Consider the following 20693-nt stretch of genomic DNA (forward strand, 5'->3'; position numbering starts at 1 on the left):
CTTAGCTCCCCGGCGAGGTCCACAGGTCGTCGTTGCCCGCCCCGGTCACCGGATCGTCGAGCAGCGGCTCGCCGGTCATCGGGTCGAGTTCGCGCATCGTGATCAGCGGGGTCGGCAGGGTGCTGCCTTCGCCTTCGTCGCTGTCGGCGCTCGCCTCTTCCTCGATGACGTCCTGAACGGGGAAATTCATCTCCACGCCCCCCGGCTGCGCGGGCAGGCAGGCGCCCGTGTTGAGGATCAGGCAGCCGTTGAGCGTCGAGCGCCGGTCGAAGCTTCCGGAAGCCGGCGCCGCGCCGTTGACGGTGAGCAGCGGGATGGTGTCGAGGCCGGTGACCGGGCCCGACGCGCCGGCCGCGACGCCGTTGACGACGATGCGCGCGGTCGGCGCCGATGCATCGACGTTGAGCCCGAGCGCGCCGAAGGTCAGCCCGCGCCGCTGAGCGGTTTGCGTTCCGGCGCCGCTGTTCTGGACATAGAAGCCGTCGCCGACGGCGGCATCGATGCCCCCGGCGAACAGCGCGCCCTCGTCGCTGGTCACTCCGTCATTCTCGGCAAGGCGCGCGTCGATGGCGTCGATCGAAGCCGCCCCCGCGATGTCGCCGATCGCCGCCTGCGTTGCGACGAAGACGGCGCTCGCGGCAAGGTTCAACCGGCCGGCGGGATCGCTGCCGTTCGACAGGCGCACGCTTCCCTGGCCGAGGATGACCTCCAGCGCCGTATCGGCGGCGACGGTCAGGCTGTTGGTGTCGGCAAGATCGGTCAGCGCGACCGCGCCGATCACGCGCGCGCGGCCCGGCGTCCGCAGCGTCAGCGATCCGTCGGTGCCGAGGTTGGCGTTCGAGGATGCGCCGCCGGTCATGGTGAAGCCGTCGATCACCAGGTCGGGCTCGGCGCCGCCGCCGGCGACCATCGGCGCGATAATCTCTATGGCGGCGGCATGGAGGCGCGTCATCTCGTCGGCGTCGATGTGATAGCCGGTGACGGTGCCGGTGCCGCCGACGAAGCTCTGCCGTCCGTCGTCGTTGTTGGCGAGCGACAGCGTGCGGGTGATGCCCAGGGTGCCGAGGTGGCCGCTCGGCGCGATGGTGATGTCGCGCGAGGCGAGCGTCATGTCGCGGCCGGTCACCGCGCCGTCGACGAGGATGGTCGTGCCGGCGCTGGCGGCGAGGCCGTCGGTCACGCCGACGCCGGCCATCGAGATCATCTCGGCGGCGTTGAACTGGGCGGCGTCGGCGGTCAGTGCTTCGATGATCATATGCTCGCCGCTGTTGTCGAAGCGCGCCGTGCCGGCGATGGTGGCATTCTCGACGATGAACCGGTTGCCCGAGCGGATCGCCGCGTCACCGACGTCGGTGACGATGTTGGCGAAGGTGATCGGTCCGTTGGTCCCGATGTCGAGGCTGTCGGCGCTGACGCTGACGGCGTCGCGCGAATTCAGGTTCCCGACGCGGACGGCGCCGTCGTCGGTGGTCAGCGTCGTCACGCCGCGGCTGTAGATCTCGTCGGCGTCGATTCCGGTCCCGGCGCTCAGCGTCACGGCGCCGTCATCGCCGGTTTCCGCCGAATCTATGGCGATCGACCCGTCGGCGACGAGGGTCAGGTTGCCGCCCGCGATCACCGATCCCGTGACCGTGCCGCCCGCGTCCGCGATCAGATTGTCGAAGGCGCCGACGCGGACGGCGGCGATGTCCGTGCCGGCCGTCAGCATGACGTTGGAAAGGTCGGCCGGCGTCGTCGCGATCTGCAGGAAGGGCACCGGCACCGATCCGCCGCCCGCATAGACGACGCTGCGGCCGTCGGGGCCGGTTCCGGTGGTCGCCGCATCGGTGGCGTCGATCGCGCCGCCCGCCTGGACGGTCAGGTCGTCGCCGGCGGTGACGTTGGCCAGCGTCGCTGTCGTCCCGACGAGGACGAACACATCCTCGCCCGCCGTCCCCCCGGTCAGGCTCGCCGCGCCGCCGGTACGGATACCGATCATCGTCGCCGCGCTGCTGTCGGTCAGCGCCGCGTCGCCGCCCGCATCGACGAACACATAGCCTTCGGAGAGGCTATTGCCCGACGGATCGGCATAGCCGCCCGCCGCATCGGCTTCGGCGGTCACATTGCCCCCGGCAGTCAGTTCGACGTTGCCGCCCGCGCGATAGATACCCGAAAGGTCCGTTCCGGCGGAGACGATGACGTTGCCGGCCGCATCGGCCAGCCCGATCGCGACGTTGCCCGTGCTCGCCGTCGCGCGCAGCGTTCCATCGGACTGGATCGTGCCGCCGACGGCGATGCCCGGGCCGTCGATGGCGACCGTGCCGCCCGCGGTTATGTCGGTTCCGAAGACGCCGTCGGCGGCGCCTGTGCCCTCCGCGGTCAGCGAGACGAAACTGCCCGCGCTCACCGTGTTGAAGGCGATCGACTGGCCGTTCACCGACACGAAGCCGCCGGCGCTCGAATTGCCGAGGTCGACCGTGCCGGGCGAGGCCACGACGATGTCGCCGCCGGTGACGATCGAGTTGAGCCCGGTCGCGAAGCTGCCGACGTTGGCGGTGAAGTTGCCCGTCGCCTCCGCATGGACGACGGTGGCGGCACCCGTCGAGGTCAGCACGATGTTGGCGCCATCGGCTTCGGAATCGGTGCCGCTGCCGGTCGCTTCGATCCGGCCGAGCGCCATGCTGGCGGCGGTGATGCGCATATCGTCGCCCGCCGCGATGATTCCGGAGGTTCCGATGCTGCCGTTGACGGCGCTCAGCGCCATGTCGCCGCCCGCGCGCGCCGACCCGATGGCGATCGAGCCGTTCGTCGAGGTCAGGGCCAGCGCGGCGTCGCTCGCCGCGGTGCTGCCCGCGTCGCCGGTGATGCTGTTGGCGGCGGTCAGCGTGGCATTGCCCACCGCCGCGATAGTCGGTGCGCCGCCGGCCGCCGGCGTGGCGTGCCGCAGGTCGATCTGGTCCCCGGCCGCGATGTCCAGCGTGCCGCCCACCGCGACGTGGCCGCCGCCGGCGGCATAGATGCCGACCGACCCGTCGGTCGTCAGCCGCATGTCGCCCGTCGTCGCGATCGAGCCCGCGCCGGTGGGTGCCAGCAGAATGCCCGTCGTCGCGGTGTCGAGATTGCCGGCGGTCGGCGCGGCCACCCCGGTTACCGAGACGTTCAGATCGGCAAAGGTCGTGCGGCCGTCGCCGCCGATCACGACCCGCCCGGCATCGTCGCCGCTGGCCGAGATGCCGGTGAAGCCCAGGTTCAGCTCGCCCGTCCGGCCGTTCGCTGTGGTCGCTTCGAACAGGACGCGGCCGCCGGCGGTTCGGCCTTCCCCGCCTGCGCCTCCGTCGCCGCCCGTTCCGAAGCCGCCTTCGCCGGGCGCCCCCGCGGTGCCGTCGGCCCCGACGAGCAGCGAGTTGCTGCCGGTGGTGATCGTGCCCCCGGCGGCGAGCAGATGCACCGTCCCGCCGATGCCCGTTCCCGCCGCACCGCCTTCGCCGCCCGAGGCGGTGCCCATGTCGTTGCTTGCGCCCCGGCCGCCGCCGCCGCCGGTGCCCACGCTTCCCAGTTCGGCGATCGCCGAGGAGTTGTCGGCGTCGATCAATATCGTGGCGCCGTCGCGCGCGATGATTTCCTGCGTGCCGCCGGTGCCGGTGCCGCCCGCGCCGCCCGCCGGCGCCAAGGTCGGGTCGGTGTAGGAGATAGTGCCGAACCCGCCTTCTCCGCCGGTGGCCGAGGCGCGCAGGTTGGCGCTGAGAACCACCGCGCTGCCGGCTTCTCCGATGACCTCCAGCCGTGCGGTGCCGCCGACCGCGTCGCCGCCGTTTGCTCCCGTCGAGCCGGCCGAAAAGCCGCCCGCGCCGCCGGTCGCCTCGGCGCTCATGATCGAGAAGAGTGGACCGATGGCATGGTCGGTGACGATCAGTTGCGCGGTTCCGCCTTGCGCGTCGCCGCCCCGGCCGGCCGGCCCGGCACCATAGCCGGTTCCACCCATGCCGCCCAGCGCGTCCGCGCTGGCGATGACGAGGTCGGAAATATCCGTATCGGCGGCAAGGCCAAGCGTCGCGGTGCCGCCCCGGCCCAGACCGCCGCCGCCCTGGGCGCCGGTGAGGTCGCTGCCCGAACTGACATCATAGGTGGCGCCGCCGCTGCCGCCCTCGCCATGGGCATCGACGTTCAGGGTCCCGCCGCTTATGGTGCCCGATACCAGATCGAAACGGGCCGAGCCGCCGATGCCGTCGCCGCCGTCGCCTGCATCGCCACCCGTCACGAACGCATAGAATTCGCCACCGCTGCCCCCGCGACCCGATGCGTCGATAAGAAGGGCGCCCATCTGCACGTCGGCGCCGTCGATGCGCATCGTCGCCGTGCCGCCGGAGCCCGTGCCGCCGGTTCCCGCCGGGCCAACCGGAATGCCCGAATCGAAATCGGCGCCGCTGGTCCCGAATCCGCCGCCGCCACGTGCGACGACCGCGATGTCGCCCGCCTCCAGTTCGCCACCGGTCAGTTCGGCGCGCGCCACGCCACCGCGCCCGGTGCCGCCCGGGGTGTTGCCGTCTTCCGCCACGGCGCTGATGACGAGGTTACCGACCTCGGTTCTGCCGCCGCTTTGCGAATAGGTCGCGGTGCCGCCCTGGTTGATGCCGGTGACCGGATCGGTCCGGCCGTCGGCCCGGATGGCGAGCGTTCCGCCGCCGGGCAGGCCGCCGACAAAGATCGAACCCCCGTCGCGGACCGTGACCGAGGCATCGCCTGTCGCGCCGCTCGATTCGATGGTCAGGTTGCCGTCCGCGCCCGCCGACTGGCCGCTGCCGCCGGTGCCGACCACCAGCGCCGCCGAGGCATCGCCGATGAACAGCCCCTCGCCTTCGACATGGATCTCGCCGGGCCGTTCCGGCGCGGGGCCGGTGGGCGGGACAGCGGGAAGCTGTTGCTGCGATTGCCCCAGGAAAGCGCCGCTGGCGTGAGCGGTAGTGTTGCTGAGAAAGCGCACGTCGCCGACCGTGATGTTCGCCGCGGGGCCGTTGACGGTCGAGGCATCGATCTCGCCACCGACGATGTTGTAGCCCGCTGACAGCCGGACCGCGCCATCGGGGTCTGTCTGGACAATCGTGGCATCCTGATAGCCGACCTGTCCCGACACCAGCATGGTGACGGCGTCGTTCTTCGCGATCGCCACCATATGGATGCGACTGTCATAATTGCTGCCGTCGACATGTGCCGGCCCGGTGGTGATGCCCGTATGGGTGATGGCGTCGCCGCCCTCCGTACCGGTGATGACATTGATATCGAACAGCCCGGTGTTGATCCGGATATCGGCGGCTTCGGCCGCGACATAGGCGACCGATCCGTTGGCCTGAACGCGGCCGGCCTGCGCGATGCGCGGTGCGACAAGCGCGACATAGCTGCTGCCGGGATTGAATTCGTGATTCGCGTTGATCCTGCCGTTGACGGTAACCGTCGCCACGCTGCCGGGGGCGGCCCGGAACCGGATCGCTCCGGTCGCCGGATCGAAAAACCCGTCGCCCGTTTCGATCGCGTTGGCGGTCAGGACCAGACTGCCGACGTTGATCATGGCGTCGGTGCCGATCAGGATGCCGCCGGCGTTGTAGAACCAGATGCTGCCGCTCTGGGCGCTTCCGTCCGAACTGTTGATATTGCCGTTCAGCGCAACCCGTCGGCTCAGTGCGCCGCCCGCGCCGTTGACGAAGCGGTTGAGAACGACAAAATCGCCGCTGCCGTTGAAATTCCAGTTATGGTTCTGCTGCAGCACTTCGATGTCGCCGCCGGTCGGGGCGCTGTCGTCCGGAACCCAGTTGATGATCGTCTGGGGACCGGAGACGCCGACCGTCGTCGTCCGGCTTGCTATGTCGGTGCCGACCGTGACGCTGCCGGGCGGGTCGAGGGGCGTGGCCGCGACCTGCGCATGCGCGCCCTGTGCAAACACCATCAGGCCCGCCGCGACGGCGCAGCTTTCGAGCAGGCGCCGCTTGCCTTTGTGAACGGCCGAGGGGGCTGCGTGGGCCGGCATGGCGTTGATCCTTGCTGCAAAAATCATGGCTCAGCGCCTCCCTGTGCCGGACTGGACGATACCGAACTGGGTGGTCAGCGACACGAGCAGGCGGGGGTCGGGGCGCTGCGTGAGGAATCCCGCCCGGTTGAGCGGCACCGCGAGCGTCACGTCGAGCCGCGCGGCGTTGCCATAGGCGACGCGGACGCCGCCGCCGGCGGAATAGAGCTTTTGCGGATTGAGCCCGTTGAAGGCGCTGTCCTTGTTCCACACCCATGCGGCGTCGAAGAAGGCGAAGGGCTGGAGCGCGAAACTTTCGATATTGGCGGGAACGAACGAGCCCACTCGCGCCTCGAATGCGACCGCGACGCCGCTGTCGCCGATCACCGTGCCGGGATCGAACCCGCGACCGACGGTGAAATTGCCCCCCGAAAACTCCTCATAGGCGAGCAGCGGATCGCTCGCCCATTGCGCGCGCGGGGCAGCCGACAGCGTGAACTGCTTGACCGGACGCCATTCGGCGAGCGCGTTGGCGCGCAGCAGGAAGGCGTCGGGCTTGCCCTCGATCCGGGTCAGCGGCACCGCGCCGGGCAGGAAGCAGGCCGCGCCGCCCGGCCCGCAATCGTCGCTGGCGCCGAGGAAATCGACGCCCTGCCGCGCCTCGATCGACGAGGCGAAGGACCAGAGCGGCTCGGCGGGGCTGTAGCCGTCGCGCCCGGCGATCGCGGCGGGGTCGATCCAGGCGGCATCGGCGCGCAGGTTGAAGACGCGCAGCCGGTCGCGGTTGAGCGGCACGCCGCCGAACCCGATATCCTGGTCGATCAGGTCGAGCCCGCCCGACAGCGTCAGCCGGTGCGCCTGCGCCAGCGCGACGGGGTAGGAGGCGAAGAGGCTGACGATCTGCGTGTTCGATCTGATCGGCAATCCGGCGACGTCGGGCCGCGTCCAGGCATAGGTATAGCTGCCGCCCAGCCGCAGGCCGTCGCCGCCGACGCGGAATTCGTGCGCGAGCTGCACGACCTGCTGTTCCTTGAAGTCGGCGGTCGAATAGATGCTGGCGGTGGTCAGGTCGCCCATACCGGTCAGCCCGGCGACACGGACGCGCGCGACCCCGCCCAGGCGGCCGACGTCGCGCGATCCGAAATTCTGGATATTGGCGTCGAACATCACCGGGGTGCGGGCGACGCGCACCTCGCCGACCACCTCGCCCGGATTGGCGCCGGGGCGCAGCGTCAGCCGCGCATCCATGCCGGGAATGTCGCGCGCCAGCAGCAGATAGCGCTCGGCATCGATGATGTTGAACACCGGCTGATCGTCGAGCCGGGAAAGATAGCGTTGCAGCAGCCGTTCGTTGCTGCCCGCGTCGCCGCGCACCTCGATCCGCGTCATCCGCGCGGCGAGGATGTCGAGCTGAACGATGCCGTCGGCGATCGTCTGCGGCGGAACGCGCACCGCGGCCAGATAGCCCCTGGCGCGCAGGATCGTGGCGGCATGGTCGCGAATGTCGCACACGACCGAGATCGGCCACGACTGGCCGACGCGGTCGGACCAGCTGGCATCGAGCATCGCCGGGTCGATGCCTTCGACGCTGGAGAAGCGGACGCCGCGCAGCGTGATGCGCGTGCTCGCATATTCGGGGTTGGCGAGCGGGCAGGGCGCGCGCTCGATGCTGTCGTCGGCGGCGACGATGCGTTCGCCCGGGGGAACCGCGGGGGGCAGCGACGGCTGCTGGATCTCCTCGCGCGTCGGAACCTGCGGGGTCGCCTGCGCGATCGCGGGGAGCGGACATGCCGCCATGACCAGCCCGGCGGACCAGCCCCATGACCGGCGCCGCCCGGATCGTGTCCGCCGCGCGGTTGCCGGTGCGTCCGATTGCCCCAGATCGATCATGTCCACCCCTTGCGTACTGGCGCGTCCCGGCATGGCCGGCCGCCCCGTCTTGTCGCGTCCGCCGCATCGGCGGCACCGCGAATATACGACCCAGGGAAAGGTTCAGCCGGTTGTGCGGCTGTAATTTTTCCCGGTGCTACCAGATGCATCGGACGGGTTCAATGACCGCCCGATGCCTCCGGCCTCCGGCCGTTCGTCAGCCGCCGGCGGCTTCCGCCTCCGACATCGCGTCGACCAGGCGGTCGAGCTGCGGCGTGCAGCCCTTCGCCATCAGCACGTCGATCGATCCCTCGACGGTGTCGGGCGCCGCTTCGACCTGTGCGAAGCGCACCGTGACCGGCGCGGTCAGGCCGGCGCCCGACAGGCGATAGTCGACGCCATATTGGATCGGCACGGCGTCGGTCGGCCATTTGCGGAAATTGGCGCCCGACACGAAGGCGACGGTTTCGCCGCGGTCGCCATGCTCGATCTTGAGCAGTTCGTCGCTTTCCATGTGCGGGCGCCACAGCATCAGCGTCGCGGGATCGGCGACGCAGAAGGTGCCGCCCTCGCGATAGTCGAGCAGCCACAGGTTCGGCGCGCGCATCTCGGCGGGCACCGGCTCGTCGGGGCCGCGCGAGAATCCGCCGCGCGACCGCGTCGTCGGCCCCTTGGCCAGCATGCGCGTCACCGTCGTGCCCATCGACTGGCTGGCCTGGATCGTGCCCCCGGCGTTGAAGGTGCCCGGCCCCGACAGCGTCCGTGTCCGGCCGCTCTGCATCAGCACGACCTTGTCGCCCGCGACCAGCGTCACCCGGTCGCTCGCCTTCAGCTTCGCGCCGGTCGGATATTTGGCCGCCGACGGTCCGGTCGAGCGCACCACCATCGACTGGGCGGCGGCGGTGCCGGCGAGCGCAACGGCGAGGACAGAGGCGGCGAGGGCCAGGCCGGCACGGCGCATCCGCAAATCAGGACAGAACATAGCTTTCTCCCTTTTCGGTCTCGTTCAGGCGTTCGATCAGGAACAGGATGGCGGCATCCTGTCCGAACTCGCCGGCCAGCGCTGTGGCGCCGGTCACATAGGCTTTCCTATCGCCCGCCGCGTGCGCGGCGACAAGCGCGGCGATGCGGCCGCGCTGCGCGGCGTTCAGGTCGGGGCGCGGCGTGAAGACGTCGACCGGCCGCGCGCGGCCGCGCAGCGTCACCCGTCCCATCGGCACCAGATCGTCGCGGCCCGACCGCTCGGCCGCCTCGGCAGAGATCAGCACGCCGGTCTTCAGGCTCTTGTTCGCCGATTCGAGCCGCGAGGCGGTGTTCATGCTGTCGCCGAGCGCGGTATATTGGATGCGCCCTTCGCCGCCGAAATTGCCGACGATCGCGTCGCCGACGTGCAGCCCGACGCGCGTCATGCCCAGCGGCGGGACGCCCTCGGCCATGTCGACGCGGAATTGTTCCCCCGCCCGATACATGGCGAGCGCGGCGGCGGCGGCCTTTTCGCCGTCGTCGGGGCGGCCGATCGGCGCTCCCCAGAAGGCGACGACGGCATCGCCGACGAACTTGTCGATCGTCCCGCCATGGTCGAGCACGATGTCCGACAGCCGGTCGAGATATTCGTTGAGCAGGCGCGCCACCGTTTCCGGCGTCGTCGCGTGGCTCAGCTTGGTGAAGCCCTCGAGGTCGGTGAACACGCAATAGATGGTGCGCCGCTCGCCGTGCAGCGAAAGCTGGTCGGGGTCGCGCATGATCTGCGCGGCGACGTCGGCGGGCAGATATTTGCCGAGCGCCGACTGCGCGAAGGCGCGCTGGCGCGACCCGATGGTGCGCGCCGCGGTACCGACGGCGGCATAGCCGAACAGCCAGCCGAGCGCCCAGCCGAAGGCGGGCAGGGTGGTGGTGTCGATGCCGCGCCCCTGGAACCAGAAGGGGACGACGACGAAAAAGGCCATCTGGACGAGGAAGGCGAGCGCCACCCAGCGCGCGCGCACGTCGATCAGGCTGGTCAGCCCGCCCGCCAGCACGACGAGCAGGGCGAGCGCCCACAGCAGCGCGCCCGGAATCGGCGTCGTCCACGCCCCGTCGAGCTGCTGCGCGAGCATATGCGCGTGGACCTCCAGCCCAATCATCGTTTCGTGCAGCCCGGTCAGCGGGTCGGTGAAGCGGCTCATCGGCGTATTGAACTGATCGTTGTCGATGATGTCGCCGCCGATCAGCACATAGCGTCCGCGCACCAGCTCCGACAGGCTGGCGCGCAGGTCGGCGTCCATGGGCATAGCGAAGGTGTCGATGGGCAGGTTGGCGAACACCGGCTCTTCCTGCCCCGCGGTCGCGCGCGCCGGGGTCAGAAAGCGGATATTGCCCTGGAAATCGGCGTGTGCCGCGTCGACCGGCGCCAGCGCGTTCGCCATCAGCGGCGGCAGCGTCTTCGGCCGGTCGGGCCAGGTGCGGATCACCCCGTCGCCGTCGGTGCGGAACAGCACGCTCGTCGGCTTCGTCGTCGCGGTGGCGACGTCGGCGATGAAGGTCTGAAGGAACCTCTGCTGTTCGTAGAAGATCGTGTTCGGATTGCTCGCCTGCTCGGCATAGGCGAGCCACGTCGGCGTCCGCATCGCGCGAAGCTGGCTTTTCAGTAGTGGATCGTCGGGGCGCGGCGAATCGAAGGCGATGTCGATGCCGATCGCCTTCGCCCCCATCTGGTCGATATTGGCGAGCGCGCGCGCGAGCAGGGTGCGGTCGAGCGGCGAGCGGATGCCGGTGTTGAACAGCGTCTCGTCGTTGTAGGTGATCAGGACGATGCGCTTGTCCTGCGCGACCTTCGGCGCCATCAGCGTCGCGCGCGCATCGTAGAGCGCCCGCTCGGCATCGTTGATCAGCGGAATCTGCCAGCTCGTCCGCGCGATCAGCACGGCGAGCAACAGGAACAGCAGGGTCGCCGCCATGCGCGACGGCCCAAGCTGCGTCGCCAGCCGCCGCAGGCGCTTGCCCAGCGGAACGGTGGCGGGCCGTTCGGCCGCGTCGGGGGATGCCTGCGGTCGCGTCATCGGTTCAGCGCGCGGCGCGGCCTGCCGGGACGATCGGTGCCGGCGTCGGTGCCGCGCCATCGTGCAGCAGCGGCTGGCCGCCGTCGCCGACGATCGCGAAACCCGCCCAATAATAGGGGTGCGAGGTCTGTTTGTCGTCCATCAGCCGCATCTGCGTGGCGGCGAGCGCGTCGGCGATGCTTTCGCCCTGCGGTGCGGCGAACAGCCCGCCGATCAGCCGCTTGGTCGCGTCGAAATCGTCGGGCGCGGGCCAATGGCTCGCGATCACCGAACGGCCGCCGGCGCCGATGAAGGCGCGCACCAGCCCGTCGAGCGCGTTGCCGCCGCCGCTCGCGACCCCTGCCTCGCGCGTCGCCGACACCGACGCCGCGCCCGCGGTGTCGCAGGCCGACAGGATGACGAGGTCGGCGTCGAGCTTGAGGTCGAAAATCTCCTGAAAGGTCAGCAGCCCGTCCGAATCGCCGTCGCCGAACGATGTCACCAGCGCCGGCCGCGCGGGGCAGGAGGGGCGCGGTGCCGTCACCAGCCCGTGGGTGGCGAAATGGATGATGCGATAATCGCCGAGGTCGGTGCGGGTCTTGACCGCGGTGTCGGTGAAGGCGCTGCCGGTCAGCAGCATCGCCGCCTCGGGACTCATCCGGCTCTTCGCCTCGACCAGTTCGTCGGCGGAGATCGGGCGACCCCATTGGCCGATGTCCCAGCGGCACTCGGCGTCGCTGCCGATGGCGCCGCCTGCGCCGCGGGTGCCGAGCGACGGCAGCAGGCCGGCGACGGGCGCATTGTGGCCGAGCCCGAAATATTGCTTGGCGGCGCTCGACGGCGCGGTCTGGCGGGCGTTGTGGAAGGCGAGCGCGGACACGGCGGTGCTCGGCCGGACGGTGCGGCCCAGCCAGGCGATCCGGCGCATGTCGAACGCATCGGCATTGGGGTCGAGCAGTCGCTGTTCATAGTCGGCGAGCCCGGTGTCGGAGGTGACGAGCAGGGTGATCGGCAGGCGCAGCATCGCGCCGTCGGGTTCGAAGATCAGATGCGGGATTCCCGGCAGGCGATCCGCCACCGGTCCGAACAGCTGCGCATAAAGCTTGCGCGCCGTCGCGGCGTCGAAGGGATAGGTGACGCGGCGCCCGTTCTCGACCGTCGAGATGGTCGACCGGATCGCGTCGACCGCGCTTTCCAGTCCTCCGGCGCCGATATCGGCCTGCCACAGCCGCGCCGCGCCGCGATCGATCAGCATGGCATAGACGGCATCGCCGACGACGAGCATCTTCAGATAGGCCTCGTCGGACCGCAGCGTGCCTTGCAGGTCGGCGAGGTCGATCTTGCCCGGTGTCACCGCGCGATATTGCGGAAAGGCCGACAGGCGCGTGACCGTTTCGGCCTGCTGGGTCGACAGATTGTCGAGCTGGGTGCGCAGGTCGGCGCGCAGTGCGCCGATTTCCGGCGTTGCGGGCATCTGCGCGAGCCGTGCATCCTCGATCCGCGCGCGTTCGATATCGCGGCTCAGCGTCGTCGCCTGGCGGAACAGCGCCGCGCCCTCGTCGCTGCCGCTCGACAATTCGCGCGCCAGCACCGCCTGCGTATCGGCGACGCCGGGACGGACCTGGAGCTGGCTGGCGACGAAGAAATCGCCGACCGCCGCGGGATCGCTCGCGGCGCGCTCGGTTAGCAGCCGGTAATAGGGGGCCATCATATTGGCCATTCCCGCCGTCGAACGCTGCGAATTCGCCAGCGACGCCACCACGTCGCGATAGATGCCGAGCGCTTTGTCCGGTTGGCCGTTGCGCGTCAGGAAGGCAGCGTAGCGCGCGCGCGCCGAAGCGAGCGCGGTGGTTTCGGGATATTCGACCGCGAGCGCCTGCACCGATTGCTGGAAACGCGCGTCGGCGTCCGCGATCTCGCCCATCGCCTCTTCGCTCAGCGCCAGTTCGCCGAGCATCTGCGAGCGCAGGCGGACGATCGAGGTCACGCGGCCTTCGCGCACCGCGAGCGCCTCGTCGAGGCCGCGGAGCTGCGCGGTCTTCGCAGCGGCGGCATTGCCGCGCAGCCGCTCGACGGTGCCCAGCAGGTGCGTCGCCTGCGCGTCGATGATCCGCGCGCGCTCTGCCGGGGTCAGCCGTTCGCGGTCGGAGGTCTGGCGGATCGCGCGTGCGCTCGCGCCGCTGTTAATGCCGGCGGCGACCTCCGGAGTCAGCGTCACCGTGCCGTCGGCGGCCGCCGCGGCGGTGGCGAACGACGGCAACGGCGCCTGCAGCAATTCGGCGGCAGCGTCATACTGGTGGCGGTTGAGCGCGTCGATCGCGCGGAAATTGCGACGCAGGCGAAGCTGGACCGGGTCGCTGGTCGGGATCGCCTCGACCTCTGAGAACAGCCGCTCGGCCTCCGCGAATTCGCCGAGGTTCGATTTCTGCAGCGCGCGGTTCAGGATGAATTCGGTGGGATCGAGGTCGGCCGCCGCCTGTTCCTCCGCGGTGCGGCGCGACAGCGCCTCGAAGAATTCGGCCGCCTCGGCATAGTCGCCGCTGTGGTTGCGGCGGTATCCCTCGGCAAGAGCCTTGTCGATGTCGATCGCTCCCGCCAGCGTGCGCGCGAAGCCGTCGTTGCCGCCGATCGATGTCGTCGCGGCCCTGATGACCCCCGGGACGATCCGGCGGGTGCGGATCGATTCGAGCGCCAGCGTCAACGCGTCGTCATAGGCGGCGAAGCCCTCGACGGCATAGGCGGTGTTGCCGTCGGCCTCGATCCGCGTCCGCCACGCGATGGCGCTGTCCTTGACGGTACAAGCGTCGGGGGCGGTGCAGGCGATCGTCCCCGCGCGCGCCTTCTCGATTCGCGCCAGCGCTTCGGCGGGGGTGGCGCGCAGCATGCGGACATGGCCGACGGGCTGGCTCGCGTCGCGGCACAGGATCGTCCACGCGCGGTCGAACATGCCGTCGATCACCGGGTCGCGGACCGTCGCCTGCACCTCGCACAGCGACCCGCCCTGGCTGCCGATCGAGAAACTGTCGCGCAGCGTCGGATCGTCGCCCTGCGCCGCGACCGCGCACGGCGCCGCAAGCGTCGCGAGGGCGAGCGCCGGCAAGAGGTTGGAACGTCGCGCGGTCATGGTCAAATCCCCCATACAGGCCGGTTGTGCCCGGCCGTCGCTTTGCGACGAGGCGCAGTCTTCATCGCTGCGGTACGACCCCATTCCCGTCGCCGCGGACCCTAAACCCTTCGTTCGAAAAAAGGAAGTGATCTGCCGCACAGTCCGGCGGGGCGGGATAACCGTTCGTTGCCGCACAGGCGGCTTGCGCCCGGCACGGGGGCGACCTATCTGGGGCCGACAGGCTCTCAGGCTCTTTTCGTGAGGACAAGATGACGCAATTCGATGATCGCAAGCGTGCCTTTGAAGCGAAGTTCGCGCGCGACCAGGAAGTCCAGTTCCGCATCACCGCCCGCCGCAACCGGCTGGTCGGCGAATGGGCGGCCGAACGCATGGGGCTGACCCCCGAAGAGACCGACGCCTATGCGAAGGCGGTCGTGCAGGCCGATTTCGAGGAAGCGGGCGACGAGGACGTGATCCGCAAGCTCGCGGGCGATCTCACCGCCGCGGCGGTCGAGATCAGCGATGCGGAGATCCGTGCCGTGCTCAACGACAAGACGGCCGAGGCGCGCCGCCAGTTCATGGACAGTCTGGACGGCAGCCAGGGCTGAGGAGGGGCAGCGCGATGGCGATGCACGAGGCGGATTTGCGGGCGGCGATCACGACGGCCTTTCCGGGTGCCGAGGTGACGATCACCGACCTTGCCGGCGACGGCGATCATTTCGCGGCGCATGTCGTGTGCGAATCCTTTCGCGGCATGACGCGCGTCGCGCAGCACAAGGCCGTCTATGCCGCGCTCGGCGGCCGCATGGGCGGCGAACTTCATGCCTTGCAATTGACCACCGCCATCCCTTCATAAGGGGTATCCCGCGTATTTTTCGGCGCACCCGCGCCATCGGAGGCATATCATGAGCGACCCCACCGTCCACGACCGCATCGCGAAGCTGGTCGCCGATCATCCCGTGCTGCTGTTCATGAAGGGGACGCCGCTGTTTCCGCAGTGCGGCTTTTCCTCGCGGGCGGTCGCGATGCTCGACCGGCTCGGCGTCGCCTACGACTCGGTCGACGTGCTGCAGGACATGGAAATTCGCCAGGGCATCAAGGAATTCTCCGACTGGCCGACGATTCCGCAGCTTTATGTGAAGGGCGAATTCGTCGGCGGCAGCGACATCATGATGGAGATGTGGGAGGCCGGCGAACTGCATCAGCTGATGGACGACATCCCGGCGCGTGCGGAATAGGCGGCATCCGGGTCGGTGCGGCTTTCCCGGCTGGAAGGATCCGGCTAACGCATAGGTGACTCCATGCAGGCAGCGGAAGGTCGCTCCGTCGCCATTGACGAGATGGATCGCGAAATGGAGCGCGGGCTGCGGCGCCTGCGTTTTTCCGATCCCGTCGAAGCGGTCTTCCTGCGCGAATATCTGAAAAGCCGCGCCCGCATGGTGCCGCTGTGGGCCTTCCTCGGCACTCTGCTCTATCTGGTGGCGATCCTCGGCGACCTCAGCATGATGCCCGACGTCGCGCCGACGGTCATCGCCCTGCGCCTCGGCCTGTTCCTGCCCTACGCCGTCGCGGTGGTCTGGATCATGCGGAGGTGGCCTTCGCCCGCGACCTACGACCGGCTGGCGCTGGGGGTCGGCCTGCTCGGCCTGTCGCTGCCGATGGCGATGCTGGTCTTTTCGCGGAGCGACCATCTCTTCGTCTATCAGACGGGCAGCGTCGGCACGCTCGCCTTCTTCGTCATCGTGCTCCGCCCGCGCTTTCCGACCGTCCTCGCGGGGCTGGCGGCGATGGTCGCGATCCAGATCGCAACGACGGGCCTCAACGGCAGCTTCGACGCCGTGACCTATTCGGGTATCGTGTCCTTCCACATCACGCTCGGCATCTTCCTCGCGCTGTCGGCCTATTTCGCCGAGCGGGTCGACCGCCAGAATTTCCTCAACCGCCTGCGCGGGGAAGCGTTGCAGGCGCAGTTGACCGCCCTGTCGGAACGCGACCCGATGACCGGGCTTTACAACCGCCATTCGCTGCGCCGGTCGCGCCACGCGATCTGGGCGCCGGGGACGGCGCGTACCATCTCGCTGCTGATGCTCGATATCGACAGCTTCAAGCTCTACAACGACGTCCACGGCCACGTCGACGGCGATGCCTGCATCCAGCGAGTGAGCGACATCGTGCGCAAGCAGGTGGACGAACAGGGCACGGTGTTCCGCTATGGCGGAGAGGAGATACTGATCCTTCTGCCCGATACCGGCCAGGCGCCCGCCCTGTCGGTGGCCGAGGCCATTCGCCAGGCGATCGAGGGCGCGGCGATCCGTCACGACGGCTTGCCGGGCGGCGGGGTCGTCACGGTCAGCCTGGGCGTCGCGACGGGCCGCACCGACGCGGACGATCTGGAGGAACTGCTGCGGCGCGCCGACACTGCACTCTATGCGGCGAAGGGGGCGGGGCGGAACCGGGTGCGCCTCGCCGATCCGGAAGCGCCGCTGCCCGCATCGGCGATCGGGCGGCCGTCGCCCTGAACGGTTCCGAAAAAGCAACCGGGGGGCGGGGCCGTTCGGCCGCTCCGCCCCCCTTTTGCCTTTGGGGGTAAGTGGGGATGTCCCGGTGGGGGCAGGGGGTAGCGGGGACCAGACCGATACCCCCTGCCGCTCCATTGAGCGGAACACTCGGGAACGGAATATGCCATACAAGCGTCGTGCCAGATCGGCGAGTGCGCGGATTTGCAGGGTTACGCTGGTTAGCGAAACCTTGCCGGCGTGCCGACCTGTCAAATTTTCCGACAGGCCTCGCGGCCGTGGGCGCCGCCGGGCGAGGGTGTCGCGCCCCCTTTCTGTCGCCCGGCCCTTTTCCTTTCGGTCCGGCGATGCCACATGGGCGCCGTGACCGACGAAAAGCCCTGGCCCGACACGATCCACGCCGGCGAGTGCGAGCAGCACGAGCCGCTGGTCCGGCGCGTGCTCGCGCCCAATCCCTCGCCCTATACCTTCACCGGCACCCAGACCTGGCTGGTCGGGGCGGGCCGCGACGTCGCGGTGATCGACCCCGGCCCGACCGGATCGGGAATGAGCATCGGCGATCCGCCCGACGCCAACGGCGCCGGTCATGTCGACGCGATCCTGCGCGCGGTGGAGGGGCGGCGCGTCGCCGCGATCCTGTGCACCCACACGCACCGCGACCACAGCCCGGCGGCGCGTCCGCTGAAGGAGGCGACCGGCGCGCCGATCGTCGGCTGCGCCCCGCTCGCGCTGTCCGACGATGGGCCGCGCGCCGATTCGGCCTTCGACCCCGATTATGCCCCCGACCGCGTCCTCGCCGACGGCGAGCGCGTAGCCGGCGACGGCTGGACGCTCGAAGCGGTGGCGACGCCGGGGCACACGTCCAACCACCTCTGCTTCGCGCTCGTCGAAAGCGGGGCGCTGTTCACCGGCGATCATGTCATGGCCTGGTCGACCAGCGTCGTCAGCCCGCCCGACGGCGACATGGCGGCCTATATGGCGAGCCTGCAGAAGCTCTACGAGCGCGACGACCGCGTCTATTATCCCGCGCACGGCCCGGCGGTCGCGAAGCCGAAGCAGCTTGTTCGCGGCATGCTCGGCCACCGCCGCCAGCGCGAGCGGCAGATATTGCGGGAACTCGAACAGGGCGTGCGCGTGGTGCCCGACATGGTGAGCCATATGTACAAGGGTCTCGACCCGCGCCTGACCGGCGCCGCCGGCCGTTCGGTGCTCGCGCACCTGCTCGACCTCGAGGCGCGCGGCCGCGTGCTGCGCGACGGCGACGCCTGGAGCCTCGCGGCGTGAGCCGGGGCGCCTTCCGCATCCTGATCGTCGTCCTGTTGGCGGCCGCGATCTTCCTCGGCTGGCGCGCGTGGGACGGCTGGCAGAAGAGTTATGATCCCGAAACGGTCGTCGCGGCGAGCCTGCAAGGGCTTCAGGAACAGAATGTGCTGGTGCCCTTCACCGCGCGCTATGTAGCGGTGGTGACCTCGACACAAAGCCGCCTGGGGCTCAGCGCGAAGAAGACGCTGATCATGCCCGGCACGGTACGCTACGAACTCGACCTCGGCAAACTCAAGCCGTCGGACCTCGACTGGGACGCGGCGGCCGGTACGCTCACCGTCGCGCTGCCGCCGCTGCGCCTCGCGGGGCCGGAGATCGATATCGACGCAATCAGCGAGTTTCGCGACGGCGCGATCCTGCTGACGCTCACCGATGCCGAGGCGGTGCTCGACGCCGCCAACCGCAAGGCGGCACAGGAAGAACTGATCAAGCAGGCGAAGGGATCGACCCCGATGCGCCTCGCCGAAGGCGCCGCCCGCGCCGCGATCGAGCAGAGCTTCGCGATGCCGCTCAAGGCCGCGGGGATCGACGCGAAAGTGACGGCGCGCTTCGCCAATTGATCTCCCCTCCCGCTTGCGGGAGGGGCAGCGAGACTTGCGAGCTGGCTCGTTAGTCGCAGCGGGGTGGGTTAACCGCATCGCCGCCGGCCCACCCCCGACCCCTCCCGCAAGCGGGAGGGGAGATATTGTGTCGACCGATCGCATGAATTGCCCTGCCGCTGGGCAGCGTGTAGGGGAACGCGGCCCCCGATGGCGAGGGGGCCAGGACCAGATAAGGATAAAGCCATGACTGCTCCCATCCGCGAAAATCTTTCGGGCCTCGACCTGCGCGCCGAGATCGACCGGCTGCGCAAGGAACGCAACGCCGTGATCCTCGCGCATTATTACCAGAAGCCCGAGATTCAGGATCTTGCGGATTTTGTGGGTGATTCGCTGGAATTGTCGCGCAAGGCCGCCGAGACCGACGCCGACGTCATCGCCTTTTGCGGCGTCAAGTTCATGGCGGAGACGGCGAAGATATTGTCGCCCGAAAAGATCGTCGTGCTGCCCGACATGGATGCGGGATGCAGTCTCGAGGACAGCTGTCCGCCCGAGCAGTTCGCGCGTTTCCGCGCCGCGCACCCCGACCATATCGCGCTGACCTACATCAACTGCTCGGCGGCGGTGAAGGCGCTCAGCGACATCATCGTCACTTCGTCGAGCGCCGAGACGATCATCGGCCAGCTTCCGCCCGAGCAGAAGATCATCTTCGGACCCGACCGGCACCTCGGCGGCTATATGAACCGCAAGTTCGGGCGCGACATGCTGCTGTGGCCGGGCGTGTGCATCGTCCACGAGGCGTTCAGCGAGACCGAACTGCTCAAGCTGAAGGCGCAGCACCCCGACGCGCCGGTCGCGGCGCACCCCGAATGCCCGCCCTATATCGTCGACCATGCCGATTATGTCGGATCGACGAGCGGCATCCTGCAATTCGCCAAGACCTTCCCCGGCGACACGCTGATCGTCGCGACCGAACCGCACATCATCCACCAGATGGAAAAGGCGCTGCCCGAAAAGAATTTCATCGGCGCGCCGGGCGCCGACGGCAATTGCAACTGCAACATCTGTCCGTACATGGCGCTCAACACGATGGAGAAGCTCTACCTCGCGCTGCGCGACCTTCAGCCGCGGATCGAGCTGGACGAGGAATTGCGCCTGGGCGCGAAGAAGAGCCTCGACCGCATGCTCGAAATGGCGTCGGGCACCATCGGCAAGGGGGATTTGGGGCGGGCGTAAGCCGTGAGGGCTACCCCGCCACCGCCCGCTTCGTCATCTCCGGTTCCGCCGCAATCACCTTGAGGTAGGCGCGTACCGCCGGGGGCGGCATGTGGCGGCCGATCTCATATTGGCGGATATTGGCGACCGGAATGCCATAGGCTTGCGCGAACTCGTCCTGGCTCATGCCCAGGCGATTGCGGAGCATGCGGATGCGGCGGCCCATCAATCCGCGTTCGAGCCCCGCAACGCTGACGTCGCGGTCTTCCGGGTCATTTCGATCCGCCGGGATCGCTATGATAGTCTCTTTGTTCACGTGCATTGCTCCGTCTGACCGAAATCAGCCTGACCACACCGCCGCGCCATACATGGACTGCGGTATGGAGTTTGCCGTCGACAAGACCGATTGCCTTGTACCGTTCTTCCTCATCCCGATTCGTATCGTGGGGACGATGACATGCGCCGGATCGTCGAAAATGCGCTTGCCGAACAGGAGCGGCAGTCGATGCTTGAATCGCTTTATGCTGTCCTTGTCGACGTCATAATCGAAATCCATGCGATACTATATGTGTTTTACACAGTGAAAGCAAGCGAGTCGCGTCGATCGAGTCGGGCTACGACATGAAACCCAAGGCGATCCGAATCCGAAAATGCTGCGCTCTTGTTACAAAAATGCTGCGCAGCAAAGCCAAGTTGCTAATGCCGGACTTATCCACAGGCGCGGGCGCTCGAAAGGGCGATTCCGCGCTTTTTCTGTTGGCGGCGGCGGCGCTTCGTGACAGCTTCCAATCATCGGACGACAGAGACGTCGGACCGCCGGGACGGAAAGACTGGTTGCAAGACCAGTCGGACGGAAACGGAAGGGTCGGACGACGAAACGACCGATAGCCCGATCACGGAACGCGGATATTCCCACGAGTTGAAGCGAACCCGATCAGGCGATTGGAAGGCAGACCATCGCTCGGGAAAGGCGACTGCTTCGGCAGATGCCGGACGAGATGACGAAGGGCCTTCCGGTGAGGCCGGCCCCCGCAAGGGGGCCGACCGAACCGTCGCCGGATTGTTCCGGCGCGCGTCACGGCGCCTCGTTTGGCGGTTTGCTGATCGCAAGACAGCGGACCGGGATGGGGC

At 68.9% G+C, this 20693-nt stretch carries 14 protein-coding genes; 7 read left to right on the plus strand and 7 right to left on the minus strand.

From position 1 onward, the window contains the following. Nucleotide 1 precedes the first annotated feature (1 nt). From C3E99_RS02665 to C3E99_RS02685, 5 genes are all read right to left on the minus strand, one after another. Nucleotides 2–5998 (minus strand): hypothetical protein, encoded by a 5997-nt coding sequence (locus tag C3E99_RS02665; protein ID WP_104959357.1) that lies wholly within the window; start codon nucleotides 5996–5998, stop codon nucleotides 2–4. A gap of 30 nt (nucleotides 5999–6028) precedes the next feature. Then, the gene (locus tag C3E99_RS02670) at nucleotides 6029–7867 is read right to left on the minus strand and encodes a ShlB/FhaC/HecB family hemolysin secretion/activation protein (protein ID WP_158682069.1); all 1839 of its coding nucleotides are present in this window, start codon (nucleotides 7865–7867) and stop codon (nucleotides 6029–6031) included. Nucleotides 7868–8063: 196 nt separating this feature from the next. Next, nucleotides 8064–8828 carry a hypothetical protein gene (locus C3E99_RS02675; protein ID WP_076074301.1) on the minus strand — a complete coding sequence of 255 codons (765 nt, stop codon included), beginning with the start codon at nucleotides 8826–8828 and terminating at the stop codon, nucleotides 8064–8066. Next, on the minus strand, nucleotides 8815–10884 hold the full coding sequence (locus C3E99_RS02680) for an adenylate/guanylate cyclase domain-containing protein (protein WP_083675202.1): 2070 nt from the start codon (nucleotides 10882–10884) through the stop codon (nucleotides 8815–8817). Before C3E99_RS02680 ends, C3E99_RS02675 begins: the two co-directional genes overlap by 14 nt. Nucleotides 10885–10888: 4 nt before the next feature. Then, nucleotides 10889–13987, minus strand: a complete 3099-nt coding sequence (locus C3E99_RS02685; protein ID WP_104960291.1) for a CHAT domain-containing protein — start codon at nucleotides 13985–13987, stop codon at nucleotides 10889–10891. A 251-nt stretch (nucleotides 13988–14238) separates the two neighbouring features. Between C3E99_RS02685 and C3E99_RS02690 the strand changes: the two genes are divergently transcribed. From C3E99_RS02690 to nadA, 7 genes are all read left to right on the plus strand, one after another. Continuing rightward, nucleotides 14239–14577, plus strand: coding sequence for a DUF1476 domain-containing protein (locus C3E99_RS02690; RefSeq protein WP_067111309.1), 339 nt, complete (start codon nucleotides 14239–14241; stop codon nucleotides 14575–14577). Between the two features lie 14 nt (nucleotides 14578–14591). Then, a complete protein-coding gene (locus C3E99_RS02695; RefSeq protein ID WP_067111308.1) occupies nucleotides 14592–14825 on the plus strand; it encodes a BolA/IbaG family iron-sulfur metabolism protein in 234 nt (77 codons plus the stop codon). A 49-nt stretch (nucleotides 14826–14874) separates the two neighbouring features. Then, nucleotides 14875–15207: a Grx4 family monothiol glutaredoxin gene (gene grxD, locus C3E99_RS02700; protein WP_067111307.1), complete on the plus strand. Its 333-nt coding sequence runs from the start codon at nucleotides 14875–14877 to the stop codon at nucleotides 15205–15207. A gap of 63 nt (nucleotides 15208–15270) precedes the next feature. Further along, a complete protein-coding gene (locus C3E99_RS02705) occupies nucleotides 15271–16488 on the plus strand; it encodes a GGDEF domain-containing protein (protein ID WP_076074304.1) in 1218 nt (405 codons plus the stop codon). A gap of 351 nt (nucleotides 16489–16839) precedes the next feature. Further along, complete coding sequence (locus tag C3E99_RS02710; protein ID WP_234002571.1) at nucleotides 16840–17769, plus strand: MBL fold metallo-hydrolase; 930 nt, start codon at nucleotides 16840–16842, stop codon at nucleotides 17767–17769. After that, on the plus strand, nucleotides 17766–18368 hold the full coding sequence (locus tag C3E99_RS02715) for a DUF4230 domain-containing protein (RefSeq protein ID WP_104959359.1): 603 nt from the start codon (nucleotides 17766–17768) through the stop codon (nucleotides 18366–18368). Before C3E99_RS02710 ends, C3E99_RS02715 begins: the two co-directional genes overlap by 4 nt. A 225-nt stretch (nucleotides 18369–18593) precedes the next feature. Continuing rightward, the gene (gene nadA / locus C3E99_RS02720) at nucleotides 18594–19583 is read left to right on the plus strand and encodes a quinolinate synthase NadA (RefSeq protein ID WP_104959360.1); all 990 of its coding nucleotides are present in this window, start codon (nucleotides 18594–18596) and stop codon (nucleotides 19581–19583) included. A 10-nt stretch (nucleotides 19584–19593) separates the two neighbouring features. Here the strand turns inward: nadA and C3E99_RS02725 are convergent, their stop codons facing one another. Both C3E99_RS02725 and C3E99_RS02730 read right to left on the minus strand, forming a co-directional pair. Further along, nucleotides 19594–19878 (minus strand): helix-turn-helix domain-containing protein, encoded by a 285-nt coding sequence (locus C3E99_RS02725; RefSeq protein WP_104959361.1) that lies wholly within the window; start codon nucleotides 19876–19878, stop codon nucleotides 19594–19596. After that, a complete protein-coding gene (locus C3E99_RS02730; RefSeq protein ID WP_234002702.1) occupies nucleotides 19835–20077 on the minus strand; it encodes a BrnT family toxin in 243 nt (80 codons plus the stop codon). The genes C3E99_RS02725 and C3E99_RS02730 overlap by 44 nt, the downstream gene beginning before the upstream one ends. Between the last annotated feature and the right edge of the window lie 616 nt (nucleotides 20078–20693).

It is taken from the genome of Sphingopyxis sp. MG (assembly GCF_002953155.1).
Classification (GTDB): Bacteria; Pseudomonadota; Alphaproteobacteria; order Sphingomonadales; family Sphingomonadaceae; genus Sphingopyxis; species Sphingopyxis granuli.

What these genes read in the sequence shown, in the direction of transcription:
- C3E99_RS02665 (WP_104959357.1), bottom strand. Translation starts at nt 5,998, where the DNA reads ATGCCGGCCCACGCAGCCCCCTCGGCCGTTCACAAAGGCAAGCGGCGC.
- C3E99_RS02670 (WP_158682069.1), bottom strand. Translation starts at nt 7,867, where the DNA reads ATGATCGATCTGGGGCAATCGGACGCACCGGCAACCGCGCGGCGGACA.
- C3E99_RS02675 (WP_076074301.1), bottom strand. Translation starts at nt 8,828, where the DNA reads ATGTTCTGTCCTGATTTGCGGATGCGCCGTGCCGGCCTGGCCCTCGCC.
- C3E99_RS02680 (WP_083675202.1), bottom strand. Translation starts at nt 10,884, where the DNA reads ATGACGCGACCGCAGGCATCCCCCGACGCGGCCGAACGGCCCGCCACC.
- C3E99_RS02685 (WP_104960291.1), bottom strand. Translation starts at nt 13,987, where the DNA reads ATGACCGCGCGACGTTCCAACCTCTTGCCGGCGCTCGCCCTCGCGACG.
- C3E99_RS02690 (WP_067111309.1), top strand. Translation starts at nt 14,239, where the DNA reads ATGACGCAATTCGATGATCGCAAGCGTGCCTTTGAAGCGAAGTTCGCG.
- C3E99_RS02695 (WP_067111308.1), top strand. Translation starts at nt 14,592, where the DNA reads ATGGCGATGCACGAGGCGGATTTGCGGGCGGCGATCACGACGGCCTTT.
- grxD (WP_067111307.1), top strand. Translation starts at nt 14,875, where the DNA reads ATGAGCGACCCCACCGTCCACGACCGCATCGCGAAGCTGGTCGCCGAT.
- C3E99_RS02705 (WP_076074304.1), top strand. Translation starts at nt 15,271, where the DNA reads ATGCAGGCAGCGGAAGGTCGCTCCGTCGCCATTGACGAGATGGATCGC.
- C3E99_RS02710 (WP_234002571.1), top strand. Translation starts at nt 16,840, where the DNA reads ATGGGCGCCGTGACCGACGAAAAGCCCTGGCCCGACACGATCCACGCC.
- nadA (WP_104959360.1), top strand. Translation starts at nt 18,594, where the DNA reads ATGACTGCTCCCATCCGCGAAAATCTTTCGGGCCTCGACCTGCGCGCC.